We start from the raw sequence: 26,238 nt of genomic DNA on the forward strand, positions 1-26,238 counted from the left end.
TAAGTTAAGACTTGGACTGTTCAGGTTGGCTACCGCTTGCGGCTTGCTGGTTATTATCCGCGGTAATCTCCTGGGCTTTTACCTGCGCGCCAGGACGTACTTTTTGCAACCCAGTGACAATCACGCGGTCGCCCGGCTTAAGTCCATCAGTGACTAACCATTTATCGCCAATCGCTTGTGCGGCGACAATTTGACGCATTTCAACTTTGTTATCTGCACCGATAACCAAGGCACTGGCATCACCACGCGGTGTGCGGGTAACGCCTTGCTGCGGAACCAGTAATGCAGTTGGGTTAGTCCCTTCTTCCAGACGAGCACGGACGAACATTCCCGGCAGTAAGGTGTGATCCGGGTTAGGGAAGATTGCGCGTAACGTAATCGAACCGGTGGTTTGATCTACCGTAACATCGGAAAATTCCAGCGTACCGGCCTGCGGGAACTTAATGCCGTCATTGGTCACCAGCTCGACTTTCGCTTTACCGTTCTCTTGCTTCAGCGTGCCGTTGGCCAACTCTTGTTTCAGGCGCAGGAAGTCGTTACTTGACTGCGTCACGTCCACATAGATAGGGTCCAACTGCTGAACGGTAGCCAGTGCGGTCGCCTGACCGTTTTGCACCAGAGCACCTTCCGTAACGGATGACTTACCAATGCGGCCACTGATCGGCGACGTCACTTTGGTATAGGCCAGATTGATGCGTGCAGTTTCTACTGCGGCTTTCGCGGCGACGACGGCGGCGTTCGCCTGCTGTGCGTCTGCCAGCGCGCTATCGTAATCCTGTTGACTGATGTACTTAGTACCCAACAGTTTCTGATAACGTTTAACCGTCAGTTGAGCGATATTTGCTGCGGCTTGTGCTTTGGCCAGATCGCCTTTTGCGCTCTCATAAGCGGCCTGATAAGTCGCAGGATCAATCTGATAGAGAGATACACCCGCTTCGATGTCACCACCTTCCGTGAAATTACGTTTCAGGATGATGCCGCTAACCTGAGGACGAACTTCAGCAATGCGATACGCACTGGTGCGACCCGGGAGTTCGGTTGTTATCTGTAGAGGTTCAGTTTTGAGCGTAACAACTCCAACCTCTGGCATCTGCTGGCCCCCTTGTTGGGCCTGTTTGTCGTCACATCCTGTTAGCGCTAAGCTGCCTGAGAGCATCAGAACGACTGCCAGAGGCGTTAACCCTCTGTTTTTGTTCATATGTAAACCTCGAGTGTCCGATTTCAAATTGATCAATGGCTTAAAGCCCATAAACCCATTGCTGCGTTTATATTATCGTCGTGCTATGGTACATACATTCACAAATGTATGTAAATCTAACACCTGTAAATTCACTGACCTATGGCACGAAAAACCAAACAACAAGCACAGGAAACACGACAGCACATTCTCGATGTTGCTCTGCGTTTGTTTTCGCAACAAGGGGTATCATCCACCTCGCTTGCGGAGATCGCAAAAGCCGCTGGTGTCACGCGCGGCGCAATCTATTGGCATTTCAAAAACAAATCGGATTTATTCAGTGAAATTTGGGAGCTAGCAAAACCTAACATTGATGAGTTAGAGACTGAGTATCAAGCAAAATTCCCCGACGATCCACTATCAGTATTAAGAGAAATTTTAATTTACGTTCTTGAAGCTACCGTGACAGAAGAACGTCGACGTTTGTTGTTGGAAATTATATTCCACAAATGCGAATTTGTCGGGGAAATGGCCGCTGTTCAGCTAGCTCAACGCAGTCTGTGTATTGAGAATTACGACCGTATCGAACAAACATTGCGGCACTGCATGAATGCCAACATGCTGCCGGAAAATCTGAACACGCGGCGCGTGGCGGTGCTGCTGCGTAGCTATGTTACCGGAATTATAGAGAACTGGTTATTTGCCCCTGAATCTTTTGATCTGAAAAAAGAAGCGCGTGAATACGTCGCAGTGCTGTTGGAGATGTGTCTTCTCTGCCCAAGCCTGCGGGTTAATGTGGCGAAATCCTGCTAACTTTTGCGGTCTGAACCAGGAATTATCCTGGTCGTTTTGCCTGCTGCTATTCTGCCGCTCACAGCCGTGATATTCTTGCCGCTTGACTATTTCCGGTCACTTTTCCGGTTCAGAAACGTTCATTCTCATGACTATGTTGCAGCTCTATAAACGTTCACAGCATCTTATTGCTATTACCTTTCTTTTCTTCATTCTATTGCTTTCTTGCCAGTCGTCAGCATTTGCACGGGCGCAACAGAGTGGAGATCTGCCGACGAAAGCGGATATTCAGAGCCAACTGGACGCGCTGAATAAACAAAAAGATCTCTCCGCGCAGGATAAGCTGGTTCAGCAGGATCTGACCGATACCATCGCCACGCTGGATAAAATCGATCGAGTGAAAGATGAGACCGTACAGCTTCGGCAGAAAGTTGCCGAGGCGCCGGAGAAAATGCGTCAGGCGACGGATGCGCTAAATTCGCTCAGCGATGTTGATAATGACGATGAAACGCGAAAAACGCTGAGTACGCTCTCCTTACGCCAGCTGGAGTCGCGCGTGGCGCAGGTATTGGATGACCTGCAAAGCGCGCAAAACGATTTGGCCGCTTATAACAGCCAACTGGTATCACTGCAGACTCAGCCAGAGCGCGTGCAAAATGCGATGTACACCGCGTCGCAGCAAATGCAGCAAATCCGCAATCGGCTTGATGGTAATAACGTGGGTGAGGCGGCGTTGCGCCCCAGCCAGCAGGTCCTGCTGCAGGCACAGCAGGCGCTCTTGAACGCGCAGATCGATCAACAACGTAAAAGCCTTGAAGGTAATACGATTTTGCAGGACACCTTGCAAAAACAACGCGATTACGTGACGGCAAACAGCAATCGTCTTGAACACCAGCTCCAGCTCCTGCAAGAAGCGGTAAACAGCAAACGACTGACGTTAACCGAAAAGACGGCGCAGGAAGCGGTATCGCCTGACGAAGCTGAGCGTATTCAGTCTAATCCGTTAGTGAAGCAGGAACTGGACGTCAACCATCAGCTTAGCCAGCGTCTAATCGCCGCGACCGAAAACGGCAATAACCTGATGCAGCAAAACATTAAGGTCAAAAACTGGCTCGATCGCGCGCTGCAATCCGAACGCAATATTAAAGAGCAGATCGCTGTCCTGAAAGGCAGTCTGCTGCTGTCACGTATTCTGTACCAGCAGCAACAAACGCTGCCGTCGGCAGATGAGCTTGCCGATATGACTAACCGGATCGCCGATTTGCGTCTGGAGCAGTTCGAGGTCAATCAGCAACGTGACGCCCTGTTCCAGAATGATGCGTTTGTCGCCAAACTGGAAGAAGGGCACAGCAGCGAAGTCAACGGTGAAGTTCATGATGCCCTGCTGCAGGTCGTGGATATGCGCCGGGAGCTGTTGGATCAGTTGAATAAGCAACTGGGTAACCAGTTGATGATGGCGATTAACCTGCAAATCAACCAGCAGCAGTTGATGAGCGTGTCGAAAAACCTGAAAGGGATCCTCACCCAGCAAATTTTTTGGGTTAACAGTAACCGCCCAATGGACTGGGACTGGATCAAAGCCTTCCCGCAAACGCTGAAAGACCAGTTTAAGTCGATGAAAATCACGGTGAACTGGGAAAAAGCCTGGCCAGCGGTATTTATTGCCTTCCTCGCAGGGTTGCCGCTGCTGCTCATCGCCGGGTTAATCCGCTGGCGTTTGAAATGGCTGAAAGAATATCAGGCGAAATTAGCCGCTGCGGTAGGCAACCTGCGTAATGACAGTCAGCTCAATACGCCAAAAGCGATACTGATCGATCTCATCAGAGCGCTGCCGGCCTGTCTGATTATCCTCGCCGTGGGTCTGATTCTGCTTACCATGCAGCTGAATATCAGCGACCTGCTGTGGGCGTTCAGTAAGAAGATGACCGTCTTCTGGCTGGTGTTTGGTCTGTGCTGGAAGGTGCTGGAAAAAGATGGCGTGGCGATACGCCATTTTGGCATGCCTGCAAAGCAAACCAGCCACTGGCGTCGTCAGATTGTGCGTATTAGCCTGGCGTTGTTACCGCTTAACTTCTGGTCGGTTGTTGCTGAACTGTCACCGCTCAATCTGATGGACGATGTGCTTGGTCAGTCCGTCATTTTCCTCAACCTGTTGCTGATCGCCTTCCTGGTATGGCCAATGTGCCGTGAAAGCTGGCGTGACAAAGAGTCGCATGGTCTGCGTCTGGTCACCATTACCGTGCTGTCTATTATCCCTATCGCATTGATGGTGCTGACGGCGACAGGGTATTTCTATACCACGCTGCGCTTGTCGGGGCGCTGGATTGAAACGGTTTATCTGGTTATTGTCTGGAACCTGTTGTATCAGACGGTACTTCGCGGGTTGAGCGTAGCGGCGCGGCGTATCGCCTGGCGTCGTGCGTTAGCGCGTCGTCAGAACCTGGTGAAAGAAGGGGCGGAAGGCGCGGAACCGCAAGAAGAACCGACCATTGCGCTGGAGCAGGTTAACCAGCAAACCTTGCGTATCACCATGCTGGTGATGGTTGCCCTGTTTGGTGTTCTGTTCTGGGCAATTTGGTCCGATCTGATCACCGTGTTCAGTTACCTCGACAGCATTACGCTCTGGCATTATAACGCGACAGAAGCGGGGGCCGCAGTGGTGAAAAGCGTCACCATGGGCAGCCTGCTGTTTGCGATTATTGCGTCAATGGTCGCGTGGGCGCTGATCCGTAACTTACCCGGCCTGTTGGAAGTATTGGTGCTCTCGCGACTGAAGATGCGCCAGGGGGCGTCGTATGCGATCACCACCATTCTTAACTATGCGATCATCGCCATCGGTGCGATGACGGTCTTCGGATCGCTCGGCGTCTCGTGGGATAAACTACAGTGGCTGGCCGCAGCTTTGTCGGTTGGTCTTGGTTTTGGTTTGCAGGAGATTTTCGGTAACTTTGTTTCCGGTCTGATTATTCTGTTTGAGCGCCCGGTACGCATCGGCGATACCGTGACTATCGGAACATTCTCGGGAACGGTCAGCAAGATCCGTATTCGTGCCACCACCATTACCGACTTTGATCGCAAAGAGGTGATCATCCCGAACAAAGCCTTTGTGACGGAGCGTTTGATCAACTGGTCGCTTTCCGATACCACTACGCGTCTGGTGATCCGCATTGGCGTGGCCTACGGTTCGGATCTGGAGAAAGTGAAGAAAGTGCTGTTGCAGGCTGCGATGGAACACCCGAAAGTAATGCACGATCCGGAACCAGCGGTGTTCTTTACCGCCTTCGGCGCCAGCACCTTGGATCATGAGCTGCGTTTATACGTGCGTGAACTGCGCGATCGTAGCCATACGGTTGACGAACTTAACCGTGCGGTCGATCGTTTGTGCCGTGAAAATGACATTGATATCGCCTTTAACCAGCTCGAAGTGCACCTGCATAATGCGAAAGGGGACACTGTGACCGAGGTTAAGCGTGACATCATCAAGGGTGACGATCCGACGCCTTCGGTAGGTTAATAGAAAAAATCATCAGGCCTGCGAGCTTTCATTCATTCGTAGGCCTGATAAGTGCAACGCTATCAGGCATTTCAGCTATAGCGCTTTTTTAGAAGAAGAGAGCTGCTTCCTTTCGTAATCCCGTTTAATAATCTCTAGCGCCTTCAGCACGGTCTCAGGCGCAACCTGATTTTCCTCAAGTAAAACAATCAGGTCGACGGCCAGTTTGACCTCGTCCGGGGCGTTCTCTAATGACATAAATTCTCCGGGGATTAGCGGGTTAAACGCGCCAGCACATTTTCTATTCTTGCCAGTGCATGACGACAGCGCGCGAGTCGCGCTTCGAATGCTTCTACTTCACGATGCAGCTTTTGCTGTTCTTCAAAGCCAGTAGCCTGAGCCAGGCGCTCTTTGCGTTCACGCGTCATTTCAACCAGCCGGCGTTCAAATTCCTGGTGTTGAACCCGCTTGCGCTGCCAACGCGCCAGACCGGGAGAGGCGCAGTCCCACTCTCTGAGCGACCAACTGGCTGTTTCGCGTGAAATCGCCTCTAACTGTGAAGCAAGGTGTTCCGCAAGCCAGCTAATTTGGGGGAGTTGTTGCTGATCCACCGCGCGGCGTAGGGCCGTGAGATTATCTTCTGCTTCATCCAGACACGCCTGCAGCAACGTGCTGCGAGTGTGAAACAGATGCCTGTCAAAGCGGGCGCTCAGCGTTGTATGATGCGCCAACGGGGCACAACGCTGGCGCAGGCGGTTAAGCTGGTTTTCGAGCGTCTGTAGCAGCATGACGGTTTTCACGACAACACTCCGATGAAAATGAGAACTGTTATGCTAAAGTAGCGATTCTCTGTGTTAAGTACTCATATTATGCAACGCATTATTCTAATCATCATTGGCTGGCTAGCGGTAGTATTAGGAACGCTGGGCGTTGTATTGCCGCTATTGCCCACGACGCCGTTTATCCTGCTGGCTGCCTGGTGTTTTGCCCGCTCATCGCCGCGTTTTCACGACTGGCTGCTGTATCGTTCGTGGTTCGGCGGGTATCTGCGCCATTGGCAAAAACACCGTGCGATGCCGCCGGGAGCAAAGCCGCGCGCTATTTTGCTGATATTGATTACGTTTGGTATTTCACTGTGGCTGGTCAATATGATGTGGGTACGCGGCCTGCTGCTGGTTATTCTCGCCTGTTTACTGATTTTTATGTGGCGGATCCCGGTGATTGATGAAAAACAACAAAAGCAATAAAGCGCAATAATCGCTGTTGCAATTGTCGCTCACAGCCAGTAAATTCGACCGTTTTCGAGCACAGGCGCAGGTGGTCAAAGGTTAAGCAAATGTAACCCTGGCCCTTAATATAGACACAAAATCATTCAAGACACGTCGAGGATGAAGTGTATAGTGCGCCGTGAAGTAATACCGAATTAATCAGGCACAAACTTATGACCGCGACTGCACAGCAGCTTGAGTTTCTCAAAAATAGCATCAAAAGCATCCACGACTACCCGAAACCGGGCATTCTTTTTCGCGATGTCACCAGCTTACTGGAAGACCCGAAAGCCTACGCCCTCAGCATTGAATTGCTGGTTGAACGCTACAAAAATGCGGGTATCACTAAAGTGGTTGGCACCGAAGCGCGTGGCTTCCTGTTTGGCGCGCCGGTAGCATTGGGTCTGGGCGTCGGCTTTGTTCCGGTACGTAAACCCCGTAAGCTTCCGCGTGAAGTGATCGCCGAGAGCTATGAGCTGGAATACGGCACCGATCAGCTGGAAATCCACGTTGATGCCATCAAACCGGGCGATAAGGTACTGGTTGTGGACGACCTGCTGGCAACCGGCGGCACGATTGAAGCCACCGTGAAACTGATCCGCCGTCTGGGTGGCGAAGTGACCGATGCTGCTTTTATCATTAACCTGTTTGACCTGGGCGGCGAACAGCGCCTGGAAAAACAGGGGCTGACCTGTTATAGCCTGGTTCCGTTCCCGGGCCACTAAGTCGGCTATCTCATCTCGGCTGAAGTAATACCGAGACACACAACCTCGCCGTCGCTGCGAGGTTGTGTTAGCATTATTCTCCTGTGAATCCACCCTCCAGCCTTTCAGAGCCTGCCAATGAGTTATCAGGTCTTAGCCCGAAAATGGCGCCCCCAAACCTTTGCTGACGTCGTCGGCCAGGAACATGTGCTGACGGCACTGGCGAACGGCTTGTCGTTAGGGCGTATTCATCATGCTTATCTGTTTTCCGGCACCCGTGGCGTCGGGAAAACCTCTATCGCCCGTTTGCTGGCGAAGGGACTAAACTGTGAAACCGGCATCACCGCCACGCCGTGCGGCGTGTGCGATAACTGCCGTGAAATCGAGCAGGGGCGTTTTGTCGATCTGATTGAAATCGATGCCGCCTCACGCACCAAAGTCGAAGACACCCGCGATCTGCTGGATAACGTTCAGTACGCGCCCGCACGCGGTCGCTTCAAGGTCTATTTGATCGACGAAGTGCACATGCTGTCGCGCCACAGCTTTAACGCCTTACTGAAAACGCTCGAAGAGCCACCTGCGCACGTTAAATTCCTGCTGGCGACCACCGATCCGCAGAAGCTGCCGGTGACTATCCTGTCGCGCTGTCTGCAATTCCATCTTAAAGCGTTGGATGTTGAACAGATTCGCCATCAGCTTGAGCATATCCTCAAAGAAGAGCATATCGCCCATGAGCCACGCGCCTTGCAACTGCTGGCCCGCGCCGCGGACGGCAGCCTGCGCGATGCGCTGAGTCTGACCGATCAGGCGATTGCCAGCGGCGATGGTCAGGTGTCGACCGACGCAGTGAGCACCATGCTCGGCACATTGGACGATGACCAGGCACTCTCGCTTGTTGAAGCGGTTGTCGCGGCTGACGGCGAACGCGTTATGACGTTGGTGAACGATGCCGCCGCACGGGGTATTGAATGGGAAGCGCTGCTGGTTGAGATGTCGGCTTTGCTGCATCGCATTGCTATGGTACAACTTTCGCCCGCTGCGCTCGGCAGCGATATGGCCGCCATTGAACAGCGTATGCGCGAACTGGCGCGAATCGTGCCGCCAACCGATATACAGCTTTACTATCAAACCCTGTTAATTGGGCGCAAAGAACTGCCGTATGCGCCGGACAGACGAATGGGTGTCGAAATGACGCTACTGCGTGCGCTGGCTTTTCATCCGCGCATGCCGCTGCCGGAGCCTGAAGTCCCACGCCAGTCGTTTGCCCCCGTCGCGCCCACTGCGGTGATGACCCCGACGCAGATATCACAGCAGCCTGCGCCAGCGCAGCAGCAACAGAATGTGCCGCTCTCTGATGCCACCAGCCAGGTGCTGGCGGCGCGCAGCCAGCTGCAACGCGCTCAGGGAGCATCCAAACCAAAAAAGAGTGAACCGGCAGCCGCTTCCCGCGCGCGGCCGGTGAATAATGCTGCGCTGGAAAGACTGGCTTCGGTGTCGGAACGCGTTCAGGCGCGCCCTGCAGTTTCTGCGCTGGAAAAAGCGCCAGCGAAGAAGGAAGCGTATCGCTGGAAAACGACCAATCCCGTAGCCGAAGTCAAAGAAGTCGTTGCCACGCCGAAAGCGCTGAAAAAAGCGCTTGAGCATGAAAAAACGCCGGAACTGGCGGCAAAACTGGCGGCAGAAGCCATTGAGCGTGATCCCTGGGCTGCTCAGGTGAGCCAGCTTTCGCTGCCTAAACTGGTGGAGCAGGTGGCGCTGAATGCCTGGAAAGAAGAGTATGGCAACGTGGTTTGCCTGCACCTGCGTTCCACACAACGGCACCTTAATTCCAGCGGCGCGCAGCAAAAACTGGCCGAAGCATTGAGTACCTTAACGGGGTCAACGGTTGAATTGACCATCGTTGAAGATGATAATCCAGCGGTGCGCACGCCGCTGGAGTGGCGTCAGGCCATTTATGAAGAGAAACTCGCGCAGGCGCGTGAGTCGATTATTGCGGATAATAACATTCAGACGTTGCGTCGTTTTTTCGATGCAGACCTGGACGAAGAGAGTATTCGCCCCATTTGATCGTCAGCCTGATGGTTGGACGGTCGTCATCCCTTAACGTGATTGAGAGAGAAGCCTATGTTTGGTAAAGGCGGTCTGGGTAACCTGATGAAACAGGCCCAGCAGATGCAGGAAAAAATGCAGCAGATGCAGGAAGAAGTCGCCAAGCTGGAAGTGACCGGCGAATCTGGTGCGGGTCTGGTAAAAGTGACTATCAACGGCGCGCACAACTGCCGTCGCGTGGAGATCGATCCAAGCCTGCTGGAAGACGACAAAGAGATGCTGGAAGACCTGGTTGCTGCGGCATTCAACGACGCGGCGCGTCGCATTGAAGAGACGCAGAAAGAGAAGATGGCTTCTGTTTCTTCCGGAATGCAGCTGCCGCCTGGCTTTAAGATGCCGTTCTGATGCAAACCAGCCCGCTGTTAACTCAGCTTATGGAAGCACTGCGCTGTCTGCCGGGCGTTGGCCCGAAGTCTGCGCAGCGCATGGCGTTCACGCTACTTCAGCGCGATCGCAGCGGCGGGATGCGTCTGGCGCAGGCGTTAACGAAGGCGATGTCGGAAATCGGCCACTGTGCCGATTGCCGCACCTTCACAGAGCAGGACGTCTGTAACATCTGTTCGAACCCGCGTCGTCAGGAAAATGGTCAGATTTGCGTGGTGGAGAGTCCGGCGGACATCTATGCCATTGAGCAAACCGGCCAATTTTCTGGACGTTACTTCGTGCTGATGGGGCACCTGTCACCGCTGGACGGTATTGGCCCTGATGATATCGGGCTGGATCGTCTCGAACAGCGACTGGCGTCTGAGCAAATCAACGAACTGATCCTCGCGACCAATCCCACGGTCGAAGGAGAGGCGACCGCCAACTATATTGCTGAGCTTTGCATGCAGTATGGCGTTGAAGCCAGCCGTATCGCCCATGGCGTACCGGTCGGCGGCGAGCTGGAAATGGTCGACGGCACCACGCTGTCGCACTCTCTGGCCGGGCGTCACAAGATTAAATTCTGAACAAACGGAGGCCGCGACGGCGGCTTCCGCTTGAAATCTTTCCCGCTTGTCCCCATTTCACCCTCAACGTGTTTTTACCATTGAAAATGGCATTGTTGAGGTAGATCTACATGAAAGGACAAGAAACTCGTGGTTTTCAGTCAGAAGTAAAACAGCTTCTGCACCTGATGATCCATTCTCTGTATTCCAATAAAGAAATCTTCCTGCGTGAGCTTATCTCTAACGCCTCAGATGCAGCAGACAAGCTGCGTTTCCGTGCACTGTCTAACCCGGATCTGTACGAGGGTGACGGTGAACTGCGCGTGCGTGTTTCCTTCGATAAAGATAAGCGTACGTTGACCATTGCTGATAACGGCGTGGGGATGAACCGTGATGACGTCATCGATCATCTGGGGACCATTGCGAAATCCGGTACCAAATCTTTCCTCGAATCCATGGGCTCCGATCAGGCGAAAGACAGCCAGTTGATCGGTCAGTTCGGGGTTGGCTTCTACTCGGCGTTTATCGTGGCTGATAAAGTGACCGTACGTACCCGCGCGGCGGGCGACAAGCCTGAGAACGGCGTGTTCTGGGAATCTGCGGGCGAAGGCGAGTACACCGTTGCCGATATCACCAAAGACGATCGCGGCACCGAAATCACTTTGCATCTGCGCGAAGGTGAAGACGAGTTCCTGGATGACTGGCGTGTACGTTCCATCATCAGCAAATATTCCGACCATATCGCGCTGCCGGTAGAGATCGAAAAATCCGAAGAGAAAGACGGCGAGACCGTGGTTTCCTGGGAAAAGATCAACAAGGCGCAGGCGCTGTGGACGCGTAACAAGTCGGAAATCAAAGACGACGAGTACAACGAATTTTACAAGCATATCGCCCACGACTTTACTGACCCGCTGACCTGGAGCCACAACCGTGTGGAAGGTAAGCAGGAGTACACCAGCCTGCTGTACATTCCGTCGCAGGCGCCGTGGGATATGTGGAACCGCGATCACAAGCATGGTCTGAAACTGTACGTTCAGCGAGTGTTCATCATGGACGACGCCGAGCAGTTTATGCCGAACTATCTGCGCTTTGTGCGCGGTCTGATAGATTCCAACGATTTACCGCTGAACGTTTCCCGCGAGATCCTGCAGGACAGCACCGTCACCCGTAACCTGCGCAGCGCGCTGACCAAACGCGTGTTGCAGATGCTGGAAAAACTGGCGAAAGATGACGCCGAAAAATACCAGACCTTCTGGAAACAGTTCGGCCTGGTGCTGAAAGAAGGTCCGGCGGAAGACCACGCCAATCAGGAAACTATCGCTAAGCTGATGCGCTTCGCGTCTACGCACACAGACTCCTCCGCACAGACCGTGTCGCTGGAAGACTATATCTCCCGCATGAAAGAAGGGCAGGAGAAAATCTACTACATCACTGCAGACAGCTACGCGGCGGCGAAGAGCAGCCCGCACCTGGAACTGCTGCGTAAGAAAGGCATTGAAGTCCTGCTGCTTTCTGATCGCATTGATGAGTGGATGATGAACTACCTGACCGAGTTCGACGGCAAGCCGTTCCAGTCCGTTGCGAAAGCCGACGAGTCCATCGATAAACTGGCGGATGAAGTGGACGAGAGCGCGAAAGAAGCGGAAAAAGCGCTGACACCGTTCGTTGAACGCGTGAAAACCCTGCTGGGCGATCGCGTCAAAGAAGTGCGTCTGACCCACCGTCTGACTGACACGCCGACCATCGTCACCACCGATGCGGACGAAATGAGCACCCAGATGGCGAAACTGTTCGCTGCTGCGGGTCAGGCCGTACCGGACGTGAAATATATCTTTGAACTTAACCCGGACCACGTGCTGGTAAAACGCACGGCGGATACCCAGGACGAAACGCAGTTTAAAGAGTGGGTTGAACTGCTGCTGGATCAGGCTCTCTTCGCCGAACGCGGCACGCTGGAAGATCCTAACCAGTTCATCCGTCGTATGAACCAGCTGCTGGTGTCCTGATCGTCATCATCTAATGCCGGATGGCGCTAACGCTTATCCGGCCTACGATTAAAAAGATATTGTAGGCCGGATGAGGTGTTTACACCGCCATCCGGCAATTTCACTCCTTATTTTCAATTTTCCCTCCATTAACCGTTTCAGCGTCGGGCGTCTTCCTTGAGCCAATTGCGTGATGGTGGTATCGTTTAGCGCTTTTTAAAAAATATCGACAACCTTTAAGGGGATTTTCGTAATGCGTATCATTCTGCTTGGCGCTCCGGGCGCGGGTAAAGGAACTCAGGCTCAGTTCATCATGGAGAAGTATGGTATTCCGCAAATCTCCACCGGTGATATGCTGCGTGCCGCCGTGAAATCTGGCTCCGAGCTGGGCAAACAAGCGAAAGACATCATGGACGCCGGTAAGCTGGTGACTGATGAGCTGGTGATCGCGCTGGTAAAAGAGCGTATTGCTCAGGAAGACTGCCGTAATGGTTTCCTGCTGGATGGCTTCCCGCGTACTATTCCGCAGGCTGACGCCATGAAAGAAGCAGGTATCAACGTGGACTACGTTCTGGAGTTTGACGTACCTGACGAGCTGATCGTTGACCGTATCGTGGGCCGTCGCGTACACGCTGCTTCTGGCCGCGTTTACCACATCAAATTCAACCCGCCTAAGGTTGAAGGTAAAGACGACGTGACTGGCGAAGAACTGACTACCCGTAAAGACGATCAGGAAGAGACGGTGCGTAAGCGCCTGGTGGAATACCATCAGATGACCGCGCCGCTGATCGGCTACTACTCTAAAGAAGCGCAGGCGGGTAACACCAAATACGCGAAAGTAGACGGCACTCAGGCCGTGGCTGACGTGCGCGCAGCGCTGGAAAAAATCCTCGGTTAAGTTTTAGCGCAGTCAATGCCGGATGGCGGTGTAAACACCTTATCCGGCCTATGATTTTTTTGTAGGCCAGATAAGCGCAGCGCCATCAGGCAAATTCATGTCTTACCTCTCGCAGCAATTAGTTCTTCTTCATCACTTTTCCGCTACAATTATCAACAATTTGAATCGATAAGAGGCGGTAATGCGTCAGACGAAAACCGGTATCCTGCTGGCAAACCTCGGCACTCCCGATGCCCCCACTCCTGAAGCTGTTAAACGCTACCTGCGCCAGTTTTTAAGCGATCAACGTGTAGTCGATACTTCCCGCCTGCTGTGGTGGCCGTTGCTGCGTGGGGTGATCCTGCCGCTGCGTGCGCCACGCGTGGCAAAGCTGTACCAGTCAATCTGGATGGAAGACGGTTCGCCGCTGATGGTCTACAGCAAGGCACAACAGCAGGCGCTGGCACAACGCCTGCCCAATACGCCTGTTGCGTTGGGCATGAGCTACGGCTCGCCTTCGCTTGAGTGCGCAGTCGACGAACTGTTGGCAAGTGGCGTTGAACACATTGTCGTGTTACCGCTGTACCCGCAATATTCCTGTTCGACGGTGGCGGCGGTGTGGGATGAACTCGCGCGTATCCTGGCGCGTAAACGCAGTATTCCCGGCGTCTCTTTTATTCGTGATTACGCCGATGACAGTGCCTATATTGACGCGCTGGCAAAAAGTGCCCGTGACTCCTTCGCCAAACACGGCGAACCCGATTTACTGCTGCTCTCCTACCATGGGATTCCACAACGTTACGCCGACGAAGGCGATGACTACCCTCAGCGCTGTCGCGATACGACACGTGAGCTGGTCTCTGCGCTTGGCCTGCCGCCGGAAAAAGTGATGATGACCTTCCAGTCGCGTTTTGGTCGCGAACCGTGGCTGACGCCGTATACCGACGAAACGTTAAAAATGCTGGCGGAGAAAGGGACCCGACATATCCAGGTTATGTGTCCGGGCTTTGCGGCAGATTGCCTTGAAACGCTGGAAGAGATCGCGGTGCAAAACCGGGAGATTTTCCTCGAGGCTGGCGGCCAGCAATATGAGTATATTCCGGCGCTGAATGCCACACCGGAACATATTGAAATGATGGTCAAACTGACCGCTGCCTATCGTTAAAGTTGTGCTTTGAAGTAACGCGCGCCCTCCCGCAACGCATCGTCGGCGGTTTTCATCATCCGCGAGTAGTGCAGGAAGGCGTGCAGCGTGCCGGGGTACATTTTGTACTGGCAGGGCTGCTGATGCGTCTGTAACGTCTGAAATAATAAGCGGCTGTCGTCAATCAACGGATCGAACTCCGCGCCGGCGATAAAACATGGCGGCACGTCGCGCGTCAGGTCGTTATTGAATAAGCAATAATACGGCGACTCGCGATCGTCGGCGCTACGCAGGTACGCGTTTTCGTACATCTGCAGATCCTCCCGCGATAAACCATCCCATGCTCCGCCCATCAGCCGTCGGCTGGGCGAATCCTGCAGGCCGTAAAGTCCATACCACAGCAGTACGCCTGCGACCTTGCCGCAGGCAATCTGTTTGTCCCGCAGCCACAACGCGCTGGCAAGCGCCAGCATCGCGCCAGCGGAATCACCGGCAAAACCAATATGATCCACATTCAGAGAATAGTCGCCCGCGTGCTGGTGATAATACTGACAGACGGCGACAATCTCCTCGATGGCTTGCGGGAAACGAGCCTCCGGCGAGAGCGAATAGTCGATGCCAATTACCGTGCACTGCGTGTAAAGCGCCAGTAAGCGCATAATGCGATCGTGAGTATCCAGATTACCAAGAATGAAACCGCCGCCGTGCAGATAATACAGCGTGGCCTGACTATGGGGTTGCGGAGAATAAATTCGCGTGGCAACGGGGCCGCGCGCGGTAGAAATGACGCATTCCCGGGTGTTCATCTGCGGGGCATCGGCATTCCACAATTGTCGTTCGTGGATATAGTGTTGGCGTTGGGCCACGATGTCATCGGCGGCGGGCCAGGGCGGCAGATCGTCGCGATGAAAATTCACCACGGTTTTCATTTCGTCTGAAATTCTGTCGAGTACGGGGATCTTATTTTCCGGCTTCATAAACGCTCCTTGTGAAGGTGATTTATTGTAGAAATTACCCCCGTATAAACTGCGATCCCACCGTCCGATATTGAAACTCAGCGCCGCATCGCATGCAAAGCAGGGAATGTGCTACCATGCACCGCTCAGCTAATCACCCGTAAAATCGACCATGAAATTTCCCGGTAAACGTAAATCCAAACACTATTTTCCTGTCAGCGCGCGCGATCCATTGCTGCAACAGATTCAGCCTGAAAATGAAACCAGCGCAGCCTGGGTGGTGGGTATCGACCAGACGCTGGTAGATATTGAAGCCAAAGTTGATGATGACTTTGTAAAACGTTATGGATTAAGCGCCGGGCACTCTCTGGTGATTGCAGACGATGTCGCCGAAGCGCTCTACCAGGAGCTGGTACGTGACAATTTGATCACCCATCAGTTTGCCGGTGGAACTATCGGTAACACGATGCACAATTACTCCGTGCTGGCGGATGACCGTTCGGTGCTGCTGGGCGTGATGTGCAGCAATATCGAGATTGGTAGCTACGCGTACCGTTATTTATGTAATACCTCCAGCCGTACCGATCTGAACTACCTGCAGGGTGTTAATGGACCGATTGGCCGCTGCTTTACGCTGATTGGCGAATCCGGTGAGCGCACGTTCGCTATCAGCCCCGGACATATGAATAAGCTGCGGGCGGAGAGCATCCCCGAGGCAGTTATTGCCGGGGCCTCCGCGCTGGTGCTGACCTCCTATCTGGTGCGTTGCGAACCGGGCGAGCCGATGCCGGAAGCGACCATGAAGGCGATCGAATATGCCAAAAAACACAATGTGCCGGTGGTTCTGACGCTGGGTACCAAATTCGTTATTGCCGATAACCCGCAGTGGTGGCAGGCATTCCTGAAAGAGCATGTCTCTATTCTGGCGATGAATGAAGAAGAGGCCGAAGCGCTGACCGGCGAGAGCGATCCGCTGCTGGCCTCCGACAAAGCGCTGGATTGGGTGGATCTGGTGCTGTGCACTGCGGGTCCGGCGGGTCTGTATATGGCGGGCTTTACGGAAGAAGAAGCCAAACGTAAAACTCAACATCCGCTGCTGCCGGGGGCTATTGCCGAATTCAACCAGTACGAATTCAGCCGCGCCATGCGCCATAAAGACTGTACTAATCCGCTACGCGTGTATTCGCACATCGCACCGTATATGGGCGGGCCTGAAAAGATCATGAACACCAACGGCGCTGGCGACGGTGCGCTGGCGGCATTGCTGCATGATATTACCGCCAACAGCTACCACCGCAGCAACGTGCCTAACTCCAGCAAGCACAAGTTCACCTGGCTGACCTATTCATCGTTAGCCCAGGTGTGTAAATATGCTAATCGCGTGAGTTATCAGGTGCTGAATCAACATTCACCACGCCTGACGCGCGGTTTGCCAGAACGTGAAGATAGTCTCGAAGAGTCGTACTGGGACCGCTGAGTTCTTGCCCGATGGTGCTGCGCTTATCGGGCCTACTCTGGTGTGGGAATACGTAGGTCGGATGGCGTAGCGCCATCCGGCACGTAATATTAACTGGCAGTAGCAACGTCACCGGCAGGTGGCGTTTCAATCAGCTCCAGCATAGTGCGGGCGATTTCACGCTCGCCCATGACGACCTGATTGGCACCGCGGTCGGTAATATATTCCACTTCATCGTCATAATGCGCGCGGGCGATAATCTCAATCGACGGGCACTTTTCGCGAGCGGAAGCGACGATTTCACCGGCTTCATAGCCATTTGGAATCGTCAGTAGCAGCCAGCGTGCGCAATCCAGATGCGCCAGATTCATAATCTCTTCGTTGGCGGCATTTCCCAGCACCGCGCGGATCCCGCGCTCACGCAGTTCATCCACCCGCGTACGTGAGGTTTCGATAACCACCAGCGGAATCCCGGCAGCCATCAATTTTTCACCCAGCAGACTACCGACGCGGCCAAAGCCTACCAGCAGAGCGTGATTGCAGATATCCACCGGAATTTGTTTCTCTTCTTCGATGGCTTCTTCCAGCGTCTGTTCTTCCAGCGTTTCGGTTTTCGCGAGATATTTTTCTAACACCGCGAACAGTACCGGATTGAGCATAATCGACAGAATAGCCCCCGCCAGCACCAGATTTTGCCCGGCCTGCGGTAGCAGGTTTAGCGCCATTCCCAGACCCGCCAGGATGAAGGCAAACTCACCAATCTGCGCCAGGCTGGTGGCAATGGTGAGCGCTGTACGTTGGGAGTGACCAAACAGGCGCACGAGGAAATAGGCGGCAACAGATTTACCAAAGACGATTATCGCCAGCGTACCCAGTACCGCCAGCGGCTGCTGGATCAAAATTAACGGATCAAACAGCATACCAACAGATACAAAGAACAATACGGCGAACGCATCGCGCAGCGGCAGGGTGTCATGCGCCGCACGGTGGCTCAGTTCGGATTCATTCAGCACCATGCCAGCGAAGAACGCGCCCAGAGCAAAGGAGACATCGAATAATTCCACTGCGCCAAACGCGATACCTAATGCCAGGGCAAGGACTGACAGAGTAAACAGCTCTCGTGAACCGGTGGCGGCGCTACGCGCCATGATCCACGGCACCAGGCGACGGCCAACCAGCATCATAATGGCGATAAACGCCACCACTTTACCGATGGTAATGCCCATATCGACGGCCAGCGAGGCAAAGCCGACATCTTCTTTTTCCAGCATGCCGGCGACGGCGGGCAGGAGAACCAGCGTCAGCACCATCATCAGATCTTCAACAATCAGCCAGCCTATCGCGATTTGCCCGCGCTGGCTGTCAATAAGCTGCCGTTCTTCAAGCGCACGCAGTAGCACAACGGTACTGGCGGTTGAAAGACACAGTCCAAAGACGATACCCACCATTAGCGACCAGCCCATCACCGCTGAAAGCGCCATACCCAGTAGCGTCGCCACAGCTATCTGGGCAATCGCGCCGGGAATGGCGATGGACTTTACCGCCATCAAATCCTTCAAGGAAAAGTGCAGCCCCACGCCGAACATCAGCAGGATTACGCCAAGCTCCGCCAGTTCGGGCGCGAGTTTGGTATCAGCAACAAAACCAGGTGTAAATGGACCGGCCAGAACGCCCGCTAACAGATATCCCACCAGAGGAGAAATACGTAGTTTATTGGCAATCATGCCTAATATAAAAGCGAGCACAAGGCCGCCGACAATGGTGGTGATAAGCGGGGTGGCGTGATGCATTCCGTCTCCTTTGGTTGCTGTGATGATCCTGAAAACCTAAATTCCGAGTAATAGTTTATGACAATTTTAATGTTTATGTTTATGAATAATTATTGAATTTTGATGAAAACGGGATTTTAGGCGTAAAAAAGCACGGATCGGAAAACTACAGGGGTATGCGGGGAGTAAAGGCTGATGGTCTCTGTAACTGAAGACGGCCAAAGTTTACTTTTGGCCGTCAGAAAATCAGGCTTTATGTCGGTTATCAGGTAAGAATATAGTGAGTATCCCCAGAAGTGGCAGGAAAGCACATATTTTATAGACCAAATCAATACTGGTATGGTCAGCAATCAGCCCTAATACCGCGGCTCCCAAGCCGCCCATGCCAAAGGCAAACCCGAAAAATAGCCCAGAAACCATGCCGATACGACCCGGAAGCAGCTCCTGCGCGTAGACCAGAATGGCAGAAAAGGCAGATGCGAGGATAAAACCAATTATCACGGTTAAAATCCCGGTCCATTCCAGTGTTGCATAGGGTAAAACGAGGGTAAATGGCGCTACACCGAGGATAGAGCCCCAAATAACATATTTTCTGCCAATCTTATCACCTAACGGTCCACCAATTACGGTCCCGGCCGCAACGGCAAACAGGAAGGCAAACAGGTGAAACTGGGCGTTTTGTACCGATAATCCGAATTTTTGCATCAGATAAAAGGTGTAATAGCTGCTGATACTCGCCATATAGAAGTATTTGGAGAAAATCAGCACCAGCAGAATGCTAACCGCCAGTACCACTTTATTACGCGGTAATGGATTAACGATCGTGACTTTCGGTTTTCCTTTGCTCATCCGATGCTGCGCAGCATACCAACGACTGATTTGTGCCAGAACCACAATCGCTAATAACGCGGCCAACACAAACCAGGCCACATTACCTTTACCATATGGCGCGATGATGACAGCCGCCAGCAAGGGCCCGAGAGAGCTGCCGAAGTTGCCGCCAACCTGGAAAATTGACTGGGCGAGGCCATGACGACCGCCGGAAGCCATACGCGCCACGCGGGATGACTCCGGGTGAAACACCGATGAGCCCGTACCGACCAGCGCCGCCGCGAGTAATACCATATGGAAACTGCCTGCCATGGCCAGCAGCACTAGCCCGCTTAGCGTGAAGCACATACCAATGGGCAGCGACCACGGCATCGGATATTTGTCCGTCCAGTAGCCGACGACTGGCTGAAGCAGCGAGGAGGCGAGCTGGAAGGTTAGCGTAATCATCCCGATCTGCATAAACGTCAGAGAGAACTCTGACTGCAAGAGCGGATAAATCGCCAGGATCAGCGACTGGATCATATCGTTTAGCAGATGAGAGAGACTGATCGCCCCTAAAATGCCAAATGAGGTGCGCGCTTTAGCAACCGACGCTGACGCGCCAGCCACTGGCGGGGTTGGTTCACTTATTGCCATAGAAAGTCACTTCTGTTTGGGTTGCGATTATGAGGGTAGTCTATTTTGTTATTATTACCTGACTAACATACCTGCGGAAGGTGTTTGAAGGAAGTCTCATTTCTGAAAACATTTTCGACTATTATTTCATATCATTGTAATTTCAGTCGTTGATTTTGGCTCAGGGAGAGAAATATGAAGTTTTTAAAACGGGGCGTGGCGCTGGCGTTATTCACCGCTTTTGCGCTGGCAGCTCAGCCTGCGCAGGCGTACGAAAAAGATAAAACCTACAAAATTACCATTCTGCATACCAACGATCATCACGGTCATTTCTGGCGCAGCGAATATGGGGAATACGGGCTGGCGGCGCAAAAAACGCTGGTGGACGGTATTCGTAAAGAGGTGGCGGAAGAAGGGGGAAGCGTACTGCTGCTTTCCGGCGGCGATATTAACACCGGCGTCCCAGAATCCGATCTTCAGGATGCGGAACCTGATTTTCGCGGCATGAACCTGATTGGCTATGACGCGATGGCGGTTGGCAATCACGAATTTGATAACCCGCTAACCGTGCTGCGCCAGCAGGAAAAATGGTCCAAATTCCCGTTTCTCTCAGCCAATATCTACCAGAAAAGCACTGGCGATCGTTTGTTTAAGCCGTGGGCCATCTTTAAGCGTCAGGATTTAAAAATTGCCGTACTTGGTTTAACCACTGACGATACGGCGAAAATTGGTAACCCGGAGTTCTTCACCGATATCGAATTCCGTAAACCTGCCGATGAAGCCAAACTGGTCATCCAGGAACTCAATATGGGTGAAAAGCCAGACATCATTATTGCGACCACCCATATGGGGCATTATGACAATGGCAATCACGGTTCGAACGCGCCTGGCGACGTAGAAATGGCGCGTAGCCTGCCGGCGGGTTCGCTGGCAATGATTGTGGGTGGTCACTCACAGGATCCGGTGTGTATGGCCTCGGAAAACAAGAAGCAGGTTGATTACGTACCGGGTACGCCGTGCGCGCCAGATAAGCAAAATGGCATCTGGATTGTGCAAGCGCATGAGTGGGGGAAATACGTGGGCCGGGCGGACTTTGAGTTCCGTAACGGCGAAATGAAAATGGTTAACTACCAGCTTATCCCCGTCAACCTGAAGAAAAAAGTGACCTGGGACAACGGGAAAAGTGAGCGCGTACTCTACACCCCGGAAATTGCTGAGAATCAGCAAATGCTCTCGCTGCTGACGCCATTCCAGAATAAAGGTAAAGCGCAACTGGACGTGAAGATTGGTAGCGTCAATGCGCGCCTCGAAGGTGACCGCAGCAAAGTTCGTTTCGTACAGACCAATATGGGACACCTGCTGTTGGCTGCGCAAATGGCGCGGACCAGCGCTGACTTTGGCGTGATGAGCGGTGGCGGTATTCGTGATTCCATTGAAGGCGGTGATATTACCTATAAGAGCGTGCTGAAGGTGCAGCCGTTCGGCAATATTGTGGTGTATGCCGACATGAGCGGGAAAGAGGTGATTGACTACCTGACCGCCGTGGCGCAAATGAAGCCGGACTCCGGGGCCTATCCGCAGTTTGCCAACGTCAGCTTTGTGGCGAAAGACGGTAAACTTAACGATCTGAAAATCAAAGGCGAACCGGTTGACCCGTCTAAAACCTATCGCATGGCAACGCTGAGCTTCAACGCCACCGGCGGCGATGGCTATCCGCGAATTGATAACAAGCCAGGTTATGTGAATACCGGGTTTATCGATGCGGAAGTGCTGAAAGAGTACGTGCAGAAAAACTCACCGTTGGATGCCAGTGCGTATGAGCCGAAGGGCGAGGTGAGCTGGCAGTAACAGGGCGGAGTGCCGGATGGCGGTGCTGGCACCTTATCCGGCCTACAGATCAGTGCGGTTTGTAGGCCTTAAAGCTGCGCGCCATCAGGCCTACATTCTAAAACCGCTTAATCCCGGCGGGCGATGTCGGCGAACTTCGCATCCAGAATTTTCGCCAGATCGCCGGCTGCCAGTTCGATATCCAGCCCGCGTTTGCCACCGGATACATAAATGGTGTCAAACGTCTGGGCGGGGGCGTCAATTAGCGTCGGCAATCTTTTTTTCTGTCCCAGCGGGCTGATACCGCCCACCAGATACCCCGTCGTTCGCTGCGCAACCAGCGGATCGGCCATATCAACCTTTTTGGCCCCTAACGCTTTGGCGACTTTTTTAAGATCCAATTGACCCGCCACCGGCGTGACGGCAACGGCCAACTGCTTCATATCGCCATTCACGGCAACCAGCAGCGTTTTATAAACCTGGTCCGCATTCAGACCTAACTTGCGCACCACTTCATCACCAAAGTTTGTTTCGGACGGATCGTGATCGTAGGTGTGGATCTGGAAAGAAATCTTGTTTTTTTCGAGTAATTTAACGGCGGGTGTCATAGCAATTTTTCCTGGCCCAGACAAAATACGACACAAGCATACGCCTGATGGCGGTCTAAAAAATAGTACCATCTTGCGCAATAGTATTGGCAGGATGATGACTTTGAGCGACAATCGACCTACACCGATGCTTTAAGCATCGGGATTATAATAATGATGAAATTCCTCTTTGACGGGCCAATAGAAATATTGGCCATTTTTTTACCGTAACATCTCCGGCAAATTACCTTCTCCGTACAGATGCAGTGCGCCTACGGCCACCACATAATGGCCAGCTGGCATCGCCCTGAGTCGATCGCGCCAGGCTACATTGCGCTGATGCATCAATACGTCATATAACGACTGGCTGAAAGTATTAGGAAGCGTCAATTCGCTATCGCGCGGCGGCGTTTTAAGCCACCAGCCCATCATTTGTTGTAGCAACCTGGCGTTGGTATGCCAGTGCGTCAGGGTATCGTCCAGAAGAGCCTGACCATTATCGGGTAACTGACATAGCAGCTCGATTTGACTGGATGAACCTTCCAGCTCGATCACCGGTTTGTGTGCTTGTTTTGCCGCTTTCAGCAGTTGGTAATCAATCCCGTATTCCGCCCGCAATCCCAGCTGTTGTGCCTGTGTCGCCTGTAATACCATGGCTATTTGCCACAAAGGTTGTGTCGATAACAGAGAAGGGGAAATGCCCAATTCATCGGTGACTTTACGCAGATTATCTAATTGCTCTTCACTGATGCGTTCTTCCAGGGCAGCAAATGTCGGAAGATTAGCAAATGGCGCATCATCGCCGGAAACATCGGCTTCGACAATCAGCGCATCGGCACGGTTGAGCTTTTTGAGTAATTTGGCAGGCAGAGGCGCCATATCGCGGCTACCCATGTGAATACTGCCAATCAGATGAAAATGGCGGTTGCCGGGTAAAGAGATATCAATGGCGGGCCAGGTATAGTGGTTGCCGCGCAGTGCAGACCATAATGTTTTTACCCGGTACAACAAATCCATACGACCTCCCTAAGTGGACTTCCATGCTAGCGTGTGGCCCGGGAAGGTGCAATGCGTGAATTGCCGGATAGCGCGGTTGATGGCGCCATCCGGCAAAGGTTTACTCTTTCGGTTTGAAGCGCAGCAGACGGTTAGCGTTGCTTACCACGGTAATGGAGGAGAGCGCCATCGCCGCGCCGGCAACCACCGGGTTGAGCAGCGTTCCGGTGAACGGCCACAGGATCCCGGCAGCAACAGGAATACCGATGCTGTTATAGATAAATGCGCCGAGCAGGTTCTGCTTCATATTGCGCAGCGTTGCCCGTGAGATAGACAGCGCATCCGCAACGCCCATCAGGCTATGACGCATCAGCGTAATCGCGGCGGTTTCAATCGCCACATCGCTGCCGCCACCCATGGCAATCCCTACATCGGCCTGCGCCAGCGCAGGCGCATCGTTGATACCGTCACCAACCATGGCAACCTGACGTCCCTGGCTTTGCAGACGCTTAATCGCCTCGGCTTTACCGTCCGGCAGAACGCCCGCAATCACCTCATCAATACCAGCCTCTTTAGCAATGGCGTTGGCGGTCGTTGGGTTATCACCGGTGAGCATCACCAGACGATACCCGGCGCGATGCAGACGCTGCAGGGCCGCCACGCTGTCACTACGCAATGGATCGCGCACTGCTAACAGGGCCGCGGCTTTACCGTCAATCGCCAGCAGGACTGGAGTTGTCCCTTGAGAGGCTTGAGCGGTAATCTCAGCTTCCATTTGAGTGGTATCTACCTGCTGTTCATTGAGCAGCGCCTGGTTTCCCAGCAACAGCGTATGGCCTTCCGTTTCACCACTGACGCCCAAACCGCGCAGCGTACGGAACCCGTTGACCTGCGGCAGCGTGACATCACCGGCTTTGTCCAGAATCGCCCTGGCCAGCGGGTGGCTGGAACCCTGTTCAAGGGCCGCAGCCAGACGAATCGCCAGCGCTTCATCGGTATTGCCAAACGTTTTGATGGCGACAACCTGTGGCTTACCTTCAGTCAGCGTCCCGGTTTTATCAAACACAATGGTATCGAGCGTACTGGCGCGCTGCAGCGCATCGGCATCGCGTACCAGTACCCCAAACTCAGCGGCGCGACCAACACCGGAAATAATCGACATCGGCGTCGCCAGGCCCAGTGCACAAGGGCAAGCAATAATCAGAACAGTGGTGGCAATCACCAGCGTATAGACAATTTGTGGCGCCGGTCCGAAGAAATACCAGATAGCTGCGCTAACCAGCGCAATAACGACCACTACCGGAACGAATACCGAGGAGATGCGGTCAGCCAGTTTGCCAATCTCCGGTTTACTGCTTTGCGCCTGGCGCACCATACGAATAATGCGCGACAGCGTGGTATGGCTGCCTACGGCGCTGGCGCGGAACAGCACGCTGCCGTCCTGTACGACCGTACCGGCGTGGACACTATCGCCTTCGCCTTTTTGTTGCGGAATCGGCTCCCCGGTTAGCATGGCTTCATCCAGCCAGGCTTCGCCCTGAGTGATTTCGCCATCGACCGGAACGCGGTCGCCGGTGGTCAGGCGCAGCAACATTCCTGCCTGAACATCTGCCAGCGGCACATTTTTTTCACCTTCATCGGTGACGACACGTGCGGTTGGTGGCGTCAGATCGAGCAGTTTTTCCAGCGCTTTGGACGAGCGTTGGCGAGCCCGCGCTTCCAGCATATGTCCGAGGTTAATCAAACCGATAATCATCGCGCTGGCTTCATAATAAAGGTGTCGTGCTTCCATTGGGAACCATTGCGGCCAGAGGTTGACGCTCATGGAATAGAGCCATGCCACCCCCGTACCCAGCGCCACCAGCGTATCCATGGTCGCGGTGCCATTCATCAGGCTTTTCCACGCATTGCGGTAAAAGTGACCGCCCGCGAAAACCATCACGGCAAGCGTTGCCAGACCAATCGCCAGCCACAGGCTACGGTTGTCGTCACTCACCATCATGTTATCGCCAATCATTCCCCACACCATGACCGGTATACCCAGCAGCAGCGCGACGGCTGCCTGCCAGCGAAAACGTTTCATGGTCGCGACGGCGGTTTCCTGCTGGCGCTCGCGGCGCTTCGCATCATCTTCTATGGCTTCAGCACCGTAGCCCGCTTTTTCTACCGCCTGCACTAAATCTGCGGCGGACGCACTGCCCATTACCAGCGCAGTGCGTTCCGCCAGGTTTACCCGTGCCTGAGTGACGCCCGGTACGCTTTGCAGGGCATTTTGTACGCGGGTTACACAGCTGGCGCAGCTCATGCCGTTTAACAGCAACTGTTGGCTGTCATCATCAGCCGTAGCTGCCGGAAGCTCGGAAGGGACCGCTGCCAGTGCTTCCGACGGGATTGATGACTCCGTCAGCGGTTTAGCCTTTGGGTGGCTTAACTCCGCGCCGTAACCGGCTTGTTTGATGGTTTCAATCAGTGCTTCAGCACTGGCGCTCCCGGTGATGTGCGCTTCAGTCACGGTGACATCCGCTTGTTCAACGTCCGGGCGTTGTTCCAGACTCTCTTTAACGCGTTTTACGCAGTGACCACAGGACAGGCCGTCCAGGGTTAGATCGATTGTTTGAGACATAACCAACTCCTTTATTGCAGGATTTACTGACTGTGATAAAGGGTAAACCTTCCATCTGGGGGAAGGTCAAGCCCGGAATCCGCATTTGTATATGGGATCT

21 protein-coding genes and 1 other annotated feature are annotated in these 26,238 nt (G+C 53.5%); of the genes, 12 read left to right on the forward strand and 9 right to left on the reverse strand.

The window, feature by feature from the left end; all coding sequences use genetic code 11:
- Positions 1-4: 4 nt before the first annotated feature.
- Positions 5-1,198 carry a multidrug efflux RND transporter periplasmic adaptor subunit AcrA gene (gene acrA / locus FHD02_RS14640; RefSeq protein ID WP_038638348.1) on the reverse strand — a complete coding sequence of 398 codons (1,194 nt, stop codon included), beginning with the start codon at positions 1,196-1,198 and terminating at the stop codon, positions 5-7.
- Positions 1,199-1,339: 141 nt separating this feature from the next.
- Here acrA and acrR point away from each other — a divergent pair, with 141 nt between their 5' ends.
- Both acrR and mscK read left to right on the forward strand, forming a co-directional pair.
- On the forward strand, positions 1,340-1,990 hold the full coding sequence (gene acrR / locus FHD02_RS14645) for a multidrug efflux transporter transcriptional repressor AcrR (protein WP_137370920.1): 651 nt from the start codon (positions 1,340-1,342) through the stop codon (positions 1,988-1,990).
- Positions 1,991-2,117: 127 nt separating this feature from the next.
- Positions 2,118-5,483 (forward strand): mechanosensitive channel MscK, encoded by a 3,366-nt coding sequence (gene mscK, locus FHD02_RS14650; RefSeq protein WP_137370919.1) that lies wholly within the window; start codon positions 2,118-2,120, stop codon positions 5,481-5,483.
- A 75-nt stretch (positions 5,484-5,558) separates the two neighbouring features.
- Here mscK and rsmS read toward each other — a convergent pair whose 3' ends face one another.
- Positions 5,559-5,720, reverse strand: coding sequence for a pleiotropic regulatory protein RsmS (gene rsmS / locus FHD02_RS14655; RefSeq protein ID WP_064507026.1), 162 nt, complete (start codon positions 5,718-5,720; stop codon positions 5,559-5,561).
- A gap of 14 nt (positions 5,721-5,734) precedes the next feature.
- Positions 5,735-6,262, reverse strand: coding sequence for a primosomal replication protein N'' (gene priC, locus FHD02_RS14660; protein WP_220394022.1), 528 nt, complete (start codon positions 6,260-6,262; stop codon positions 5,735-5,737).
- Between the two features lie 69 nt (positions 6,263-6,331).
- Here priC and FHD02_RS14665 point away from each other — a divergent pair, with 69 nt between their 5' ends.
- The 8 genes from FHD02_RS14665 to hemH all read left to right on the forward strand — a co-directional run bounded on the left by FHD02_RS14665 (position 6,332) and on the right by hemH (position 14,499).
- Positions 6,332-6,709, forward strand: coding sequence for a DUF454 family protein (locus tag FHD02_RS14665; RefSeq protein ID WP_038638360.1), 378 nt, complete (start codon positions 6,332-6,334; stop codon positions 6,707-6,709).
- Positions 6,710-6,903: 194 nt separating this feature from the next.
- On the forward strand, positions 6,904-7,455 hold the full coding sequence (gene apt / locus FHD02_RS14670; RefSeq protein ID WP_006685676.1) for an adenine phosphoribosyltransferase: 552 nt from the start codon (positions 6,904-6,906) through the stop codon (positions 7,453-7,455).
- 117 nt (positions 7,456-7,572) lie between these two features.
- On the forward strand, positions 7,573-9,501 hold the full coding sequence (gene dnaX, locus FHD02_RS14675) for a DNA polymerase III subunit gamma/tau (RefSeq protein ID WP_137360424.1): 1,929 nt from the start codon (positions 7,573-7,575) through the stop codon (positions 9,499-9,501).
- Positions 8,834-8,898, forward strand: a sequence feature (DnaX frameshifting element). It overlaps the preceding gene by 65 nt.
- A 57-nt stretch (positions 9,502-9,558) precedes the next feature.
- The gene (locus FHD02_RS14680) at positions 9,559-9,888 is read left to right on the forward strand and encodes a YbaB/EbfC family nucleoid-associated protein (RefSeq protein ID WP_003021764.1); all 330 of its coding nucleotides are present in this window, start codon (positions 9,559-9,561) and stop codon (positions 9,886-9,888) included.
- Positions 9,888-10,493: a recombination mediator RecR gene (gene recR / locus FHD02_RS14685; protein ID WP_003021767.1), complete on the forward strand. Its 606-nt coding sequence runs from the start codon at positions 9,888-9,890 to the stop codon at positions 10,491-10,493. The genes FHD02_RS14680 and recR overlap by 1 nt, the downstream gene beginning before the upstream one ends.
- A 110-nt stretch (positions 10,494-10,603) precedes the next feature.
- A complete protein-coding gene (htpG, locus tag FHD02_RS14690; protein WP_137360425.1) occupies positions 10,604-12,478 on the forward strand; it encodes a molecular chaperone HtpG in 1,875 nt (624 codons plus the stop codon).
- Between the two features lie 232 nt (positions 12,479-12,710).
- On the forward strand, positions 12,711-13,355 hold the full coding sequence (gene adk, locus FHD02_RS14695) for an adenylate kinase (RefSeq protein ID WP_003021773.1): 645 nt from the start codon (positions 12,711-12,713) through the stop codon (positions 13,353-13,355).
- 181 nt (positions 13,356-13,536) lie between these two features.
- Positions 13,537-14,499: a ferrochelatase gene (gene hemH, locus FHD02_RS14700; RefSeq protein ID WP_079225183.1), complete on the forward strand. Its 963-nt coding sequence runs from the start codon at positions 13,537-13,539 to the stop codon at positions 14,497-14,499.
- Here the strand turns inward: hemH and aes are convergent.
- Positions 14,496-15,455, reverse strand: a complete 960-nt coding sequence (gene aes / locus FHD02_RS14705) for an acetyl esterase (protein WP_137370918.1) — start codon at positions 15,453-15,455, stop codon at positions 14,496-14,498. The genes hemH and aes overlap by 4 nt on opposite strands.
- Positions 15,456-15,606: 151 nt before the next feature.
- On the opposite strand from aes, the gene gsk reads away from it, so the two are divergent.
- Positions 15,607-16,911, forward strand: coding sequence for an inosine/guanosine kinase (gsk, locus tag FHD02_RS14710; protein WP_220394023.1), 1,305 nt, complete (start codon positions 15,607-15,609; stop codon positions 16,909-16,911).
- Between the two features lie 89 nt (positions 16,912-17,000).
- Here the strand turns inward: gsk and ybaL are convergent, their stop codons facing one another.
- Positions 17,001-18,680, reverse strand: a complete 1,680-nt coding sequence (gene ybaL, locus FHD02_RS14715) for a YbaL family putative K(+) efflux transporter (RefSeq protein WP_042310032.1) — start codon at positions 18,678-18,680, stop codon at positions 17,001-17,003.
- Positions 18,681-18,905: 225 nt separating this feature from the next.
- Positions 18,906-20,126 carry a fosmidomycin MFS transporter gene (gene fsr / locus FHD02_RS14720; RefSeq protein WP_042310030.1) on the reverse strand — a complete coding sequence of 407 codons (1,221 nt, stop codon included), beginning with the start codon at positions 20,124-20,126 and terminating at the stop codon, positions 18,906-18,908.
- A gap of 174 nt (positions 20,127-20,300) precedes the next feature.
- On the opposite strand from fsr, the gene ushA reads away from it, so the two are divergent.
- Entirely contained in the window at positions 20,301-21,953 is a 1,653-nt protein-coding gene (gene ushA / locus FHD02_RS14725; protein ID WP_137360428.1) for a bifunctional UDP-sugar hydrolase/5'-nucleotidase UshA, read from the forward strand.
- Between the two features lie 107 nt (positions 21,954-22,060).
- Here the strand turns inward: ushA and ybaK are convergent, their stop codons facing one another.
- From ybaK to copA, 3 genes are all read right to left on the reverse strand, one after another.
- Entirely contained in the window at positions 22,061-22,540 is a 480-nt protein-coding gene (gene ybaK / locus FHD02_RS14730; protein WP_042310028.1) for a Cys-tRNA(Pro)/Cys-tRNA(Cys) deacylase YbaK, read from the reverse strand.
- Between the two features lie 201 nt (positions 22,541-22,741).
- Positions 22,742-23,536, reverse strand: a complete 795-nt coding sequence (locus FHD02_RS14735; protein ID WP_137360429.1) for a TraB/GumN family protein — start codon at positions 23,534-23,536, stop codon at positions 22,742-22,744.
- 100 nt (positions 23,537-23,636) lie between these two features.
- Positions 23,637-26,138 carry a copper-exporting P-type ATPase CopA gene (gene copA / locus FHD02_RS14740; RefSeq protein ID WP_137370916.1) on the reverse strand — a complete coding sequence of 834 codons (2,502 nt, stop codon included), beginning with the start codon at positions 26,136-26,138 and terminating at the stop codon, positions 23,637-23,639.
- Positions 26,139-26,238: the final 100 nt, after the last annotated feature.

The organism is Citrobacter sp. EC_71 (assembly GCF_019584005.1).
GTDB classification, from domain to species: domain Bacteria; phylum Pseudomonadota; class Gammaproteobacteria; order Enterobacterales; family Enterobacteriaceae; genus Citrobacter; species Citrobacter werkmanii.